The 5,258-nt window shown below is 69.3% G+C and carries 4 protein-coding genes; all 4 read right to left on the bottom strand.

Going from position 1 to position 5,258, the window contains the following annotated elements:
* Positions 1 to 81: 81 nt before the first annotated feature.
* The 4 genes from IH13_RS0107275 to IH13_RS0107290 all read right to left on the bottom strand — a co-directional run bounded on the left by IH13_RS0107275 (position 82) and on the right by IH13_RS0107290 (position 4,910).
* A complete protein-coding gene (locus tag IH13_RS0107275) occupies positions 82 to 837 on the bottom strand; it encodes a class I SAM-dependent methyltransferase (protein ID WP_031082109.1) in 756 nt (251 codons plus the stop codon).
* Positions 838 to 914: 77 nt separating this feature from the next.
* A complete protein-coding gene (locus IH13_RS0107280) occupies positions 915 to 2,099 on the bottom strand; it encodes an aminotransferase class V-fold PLP-dependent enzyme (RefSeq protein ID WP_031082110.1) in 1,185 nt (394 codons plus the stop codon).
* 26 nt (positions 2,100 to 2,125) lie between these two features.
* Positions 2,126 to 3,445, bottom strand: coding sequence for a pyridoxal-phosphate dependent enzyme (locus IH13_RS0107285; RefSeq protein ID WP_031082111.1), 1,320 nt, complete (start codon positions 3,443 to 3,445; stop codon positions 2,126 to 2,128).
* Positions 3,435 to 4,910 (bottom strand): Y4yA family PLP-dependent enzyme, encoded by a 1,476-nt coding sequence (locus IH13_RS0107290; RefSeq protein WP_082317535.1) that lies wholly within the window; start codon positions 4,908 to 4,910, stop codon positions 3,435 to 3,437. The genes IH13_RS0107285 and IH13_RS0107290 overlap by 11 nt, the downstream gene beginning before the upstream one ends.
* Between the last annotated feature and the right edge of the window lie 348 nt (positions 4,911 to 5,258).

A 5,258-nucleotide genomic window follows, 5' to 3' on the forward strand; every position in this document is an offset into this window, starting at 1 on the left:
CGCGCGGCTGCCGGTGCGGCCGGGATCTCGGCGCGGTCGCGCCGCACGCGGAAGGCCGGCCGCCCTCGGGGGTGCCCTCCTCTACCGCCGAACGGCGACGAGGACGTAGCTGTTGCCCACCTGCCAGACCGGGTTGGCGGGCCCGAAGCCCGCCTCGGCCAGCAACTCGATGTGCCGGCCGAGCGTGACGGGGCGACCGGCGTGCGCGGAACGCCGTTTACGGCGTTCCGCGCACAGCCCCGTCAGTTCCGGTTCCTTCTCCACGGCCGACCACCACGTCTCCCAGTCCTCGTGGTCGAAGGCGTGCTGGCGCTCGGCCCGGCGCGTCCCGACGTACTCGGCGATCTCGACGAAACCCTCGCCCTCCAGCGGCAGGTGGTCCGCGTTGATCAGCACCCCGCCGGGCCGCAGCAGCCCGGTCAGTTCGGCATAGGTGCGCCTCAGCACGCCTTCGGGGAGGTAGTGGAGCGCGGTCGTGGAAACGACGGCGTCGACCGGCCGCCGCAGCCCCAGGGCGCCCGTCCAGCCGTCCTCGCCGATCACGGCCTCGACGTACCGGGCGGCGCGGGAGTGGCGGGTGCGGGCGAGTGCCAGGAGCAGCGGATCCATGTCGACGGCGACGATCTCGGCCGTGGGCAGGCGCTTGATCAACCGTGCGGGCAGTGACCCGGGGCCGCACCCCAGGTCCAGGACGCGGGGGCTGTCATGACCCATGGTCACGTGCTCCACGACGTCCGCGACCACGGTGAAGCGTTCTTCCCGGTCGAAGGCGTACCGCTGCTGCTGCCGTTCCCAGCGCTCCACCCACAGCTCGGCCGTCGGCATGCTCACGCTCATCTTCCTGTACCACCTCTACCGTCTCGGTTCCGCTTGGTAGCCCCCGAATCTACAGGTGAAAACGAATGTCATCTGCGCTAGCTGAGGTCGGCGAGTACCTCCAGCAACCGGTCTACCTCTTCGCGGCTGTTGTAGACGTGCAGACTGACCCGCACGGAACTGCGGGATTCACCTGCCCGGCCCTGGCAGAGACCGTCCGCCCGGACCATGAATCCATGGCTGAAGAGGATGAACCCGAGGTCGACTGCGTCGATGCCCCGGTGCCTGAACGTCACGATGCCGTGCCGCTGCTGCACCGGGGAGTCCTGCGCCAGGCTCAGCTGGCATCCGACCACTTCGTACGCCGGCAGCGTGCTCAAGCCGTCGGTCAGCCGGGCGGCCAGGCCGACGGTCCACCGTTCGATCTGTTGCGGGCCGGCCCGTTCGAGCCAGTCCAGAGCGGCCCCGAGGCTGACGATGCCCACGGTGTTCGGTGTGCCGCTCCAGCCGCTCGGAACGAACGGCGCGCCCCTCGCACCGCGGGACCAGACGGCTCCTGACCCGGGCAGCGCCATGGCCTTGTGTCCCGAGAAGACGGCGAAGTCGACGTCCAGCGCCCGCATGGAGACCGGCAGGTGGCCGACGCTCTGGGCCGCGTCCAGGCAGATCACCACGTCCGGCCCCACCGCCTGGCGGACCCGGTGCACGTTCATGTCCCCGCCGTAGACGTGATGTACGTGCGTGACCGCCACGAACCGGGTACGGGGGGTGACGAGTCCGGCGAGCCGTGCCACGTCGTAGTCGCCGGAAGCGCTCTGGTAGGGCATCTCCCGGACGGTGACGCGGGTGCCCTGCCGGGCCAGGACCGCGACCGCCTCCTGCCACGGCGTGACGTTGGCCTCGTGGTCGGCGAAGGGCACGATGATCTCGTCCCCGTCGTCCAGCTCGTGCGTGAGCCAGTCCAGGGCGACCCGGCGCAGCCCCTCCGTGGTGCCGCTGACGAAATGCACTTCGGAGGTGTCCGGGTCCGGGTCGGCCAGGAACGCCTTCACCCGCTTCCCGACCTCCTCGACCAGCGCCGTCGTCCTGTTGGCCCAGGGGTAGGTCCCGCGCCCCGCGTTCGCGTTGGAGGTGGTGAGGTACTCCTGGACCGCGTCCAGGACCGCCCGCGGCTTCTGCGCGGTCGCCGCACTGTCCAGGTAGGCCAGCCCGGGGTGGGAGGTGACGATGGGGAACTGCGCGCGCAGGGTGGCGTGCCAGGGAGCCAGAGCCTCTGCCGTCATGCCGGTGGACGCGTGCTCCACGGGAATCACTCCCTCACCAGCGGTGCGCCCGCGTCGCGCCAGGCGATGATCCCGCCGGCGAGGCTGCGCACGTCCGGGTGGCCCATGCGCCTCAGCAGTGCCGCGTAGGTCAGGGACTTCTCGCCGACGGGACACGCGAGCAGTACCGGCTGCGCCTTGCTGAACGGCAGCCCGCCCCGTACGAGATCCTCGAACAGCTCGTCGACGATGTTGATCGAGCCCTCGATGTGCAGAGCCGCGTAGGCGTACGGGCTGCGCATGTCCACGATGACGGGTCTCTCCTCGGCGATCCACCGTCGGGCGTCCGCGACTCCGAGGGAGGGGGCCTCGCCGATCTCCTCGGGGGTCAGTCCTGTCGGCGAGTTGCTCGGAGCCCGCTGTCCGAGGAGTTCGGGGCGGCGCTTCCTTATGTAACTCAGGTAACTCTCGACGCGGTCGCACACGATGAAGACGGCCGTCGCCGGCTGGGTGAGTTGCGGGCCTATCTCCCGGAGGTGCCGTATCGCTCCGAAAAAGGCCGCTCCACCCGTCGGGCCGGCCAGTATGCCGCACTGCCGGATGAGCTTCAGCATTCCGTCGATGGCCTCGTCGGAATTCACCTTCTCGATGGTGTCGTATGTGGTGGGGTCGAAAATCCCCACCTCCTGCACCTCGTCGATGTTCCTGATCCCGGGAATGAAGTCGGATTTCTCCGCGACGAGGCCCACCACCGAGACCTTGGGGTTGTGTTCGCGTAACGCCCGCGCGACGCCGGTGGAGGAGCCGGCGGTTCCGACACCGGAGATGAACCAGTCCGGTGCGTGGCCGTCGAGGTCGGCCACGATCTCCGGGCCGGTGCCGGATTCGTGGGCCTCCGCGTTGCGGGCGTTGTAGTACTGGTCGGTGTGCAGGTAGGTGCTTCCGGGCTCGTTGAGACTGCGGTGGAAGAGGGTCAGCGGGTCTTCCGCGTTCGTCGGGTCAAGGCATTCGGTCTGCCCCGGCAGCTCCTCGATCTCGGCGCCCAGCAGGAGGAGGAGTTCCTTTATCTCCGGGATCTTCATCCGGTTGGTGACGCTCTTGAAGCCGAGTCCGTGCATACCGGCGATGGCGGCGAGGGCCTTCGCCGTGTTCCCGCTGGACAGTTCGATGATCTGGCTTCCCTCTTCGACCGCCGACTGCAGGCCGGGCCGGACCATGTTCCAGGCCGCGCGGTCCTTCAGCGAGCCGAAGGGATTGCAGAACTCGAGTTTTGCGTAGAGTTCGATGTTCTGCAGGCCGTGGACATGAGGGGATATACGGACCAAAGGCGTGTTGCCGACGGTGTCGATGATGCTGTCATACCTCATGCGCAGTCCCCGCAGAATGTATCGGCCAGTACTGGTCGTCGAGACGCCACTGCCAGCCGTCGGTGTCCTGGAAAGCTGCCACCTTGCGGGCCATGGGTCGTCGCTGGGCGTGATGGGCGTTGAAATCCATGCAGTATCCGGCGGTGTTGGGAAAGGCCAGAAGGTCGCCCGGGGCCGGAAGGCCGGGAAGGAAGACCAGCCGGCGTGTGATGAGATCGGATTCGAGGCACAGGTTTCCGTGGAGGTAGACGCCGACCGGGCCCGAGGGGGCGACGGTCCCCTCCTGCCGCCGGTCGCGGCGGAGGAGTACCGGATCCAGGAGGATGCCGTGCTCCTCCAGGGCGCAGTCGTCGGCGTTCATCGCCAGCCGGACCACATGGGTGCCGTCCGGCTCGCCGCGCACCTCCAGGACCCGGGCCAAGGTCACCCCGCACTGGTCCACCAGGGCCCGTCCCGGTTCGACGCACAGGTCGTAGAGGTTCTCGAGGAGCAGAGTGGCCAGGGGGCGCCCGAGGGTGGGGGCGGGGCTGCGCAGGAGTTCGTCCAGGTATCCGGCGCCGGCGACCGGGCGGTGGGAGGGGTAGAGCTCCAACGCCCCGCGGACGGTGCCCTTCTCGCTGCTGAGCCCGTAGGTGTGGTCGCGCCAGGCCAGCGACTCGCGCCGGCCCATGGCCGCCAGGGTGAGCTGTGTCGTGTAGCGCTCCCACTGGGCGCCGTCCGCGAGGTAGCCGACCCCGAAGCCGCCACCGATGTCGATGACGCGGGGGCGCATCCCCCGGGCCCGGCACTCGTCCATGGCCCGGACGCAGCCCTCCAGCGCGAGGGCCTTCTCCTCAAGGCTGGTGGTGTCGAGGTGGTAGGACACACCGGTGACCTCCAGCGCGTCGAGATGGCGGGCGGAGGCGTCCAGCAGGCCGGTCAGCTCCGACGCCGGCGAACCGAAGCGGCTGCGTCGGCTTTGTACCTTCACCCCCGAACCGGTGAAGTCCGAGAGCCGCAGCAGCACTTGCGCCCGGGGCAGGCCGTACCTGCGTACCAGGCCCGCGAGTTCTTCCAGTTCGCCGCGTCCGTCGACGTTCACCGTCGCCCCGACGCGGGCCGCCAGCCAGAGGAACTCCGGTTCCTTGGGTCCGGTCGCACCGATGCGGTCCGGGGTGAATCCGCAGGCCAGCGCGTGTTGCAGCTCGTCGAGCGAGGCGACGTCCACGGCCGCGTCGGTGGTGGCCAGCCGGCGTACCAGCGCACTCGATCTGTTCGCCTTGTGAGCGAAGCAGATCTCACCCTCGAGATGGTGGCGGCGGTACACGGACCGGAAGCGTGAGACGTTCTCGGCGACCCGGTCCGGAAGCACCACGTTGAGCGGTGACCCGAGCCCGTCCACGAGGCCGTGCAGGAACGGGGGTGAGTCCAGGAGGGATGTCAGAGGTGGCTCGACCTTGGGATCCAGGTACAAGGGGGCAGCCAACAGCGGCACTTACCTTTCAGCTGGGTGAGCGGCAGCTCTCTACTGCTGGTGGCGCCGGTCGGTGCTGCCGCGGGGAGGGGCGGACTGATTGGATGTGATTGTGATTGTCGTATCCATGCTGTCCAGGCCGAGCGGCCTCTATGCCTCCTCCGCCGAGGCGTGCGCGGACGGAGGGGCGCCGACGCGGACACCGCGTCGGCGCCCCTCCTGATCCGCCCTGCCCCCGCTCGTCCGTTCCCGGGCGGCGGGCCCGGTGCGGACGCGGTGCCGGGTGCCGCCGGAACGGAGGTCAGCGGCTGGTACCGGAGTACGGCAGGAGGGCCATCTCCCGTGCGTTCTTGATGGCGG

Origin of the sequence: Streptomyces sp. NRRL WC-3549 (genome assembly GCF_000721935.1) — a bacterium.
Lineage (GTDB): Bacteria > Actinomycetota > Actinomycetes > Streptomycetales > Streptomycetaceae > Streptomyces.

Excerpts from the sequence above, each read along its gene's own strand:
- IH13_RS0107285 (WP_031082111.1), bottom strand. The coding sequence starts at position 3,445 with ATGAGGTATGACAGCATCATCGACACCGTCGGCAACACGCCTTTGGTC.
- IH13_RS0107275 (WP_031082109.1), bottom strand. The coding sequence starts at position 837 with ATGAGCGTGAGCATGCCGACGGCCGAGCTGTGGGTGGAGCGCTGGGAA.
- IH13_RS0107280 (WP_031082110.1), bottom strand. The coding sequence starts at position 2,099 with ATGACGGCAGAGGCTCTGGCTCCCTGGCACGCCACCCTGCGCGCGCAG.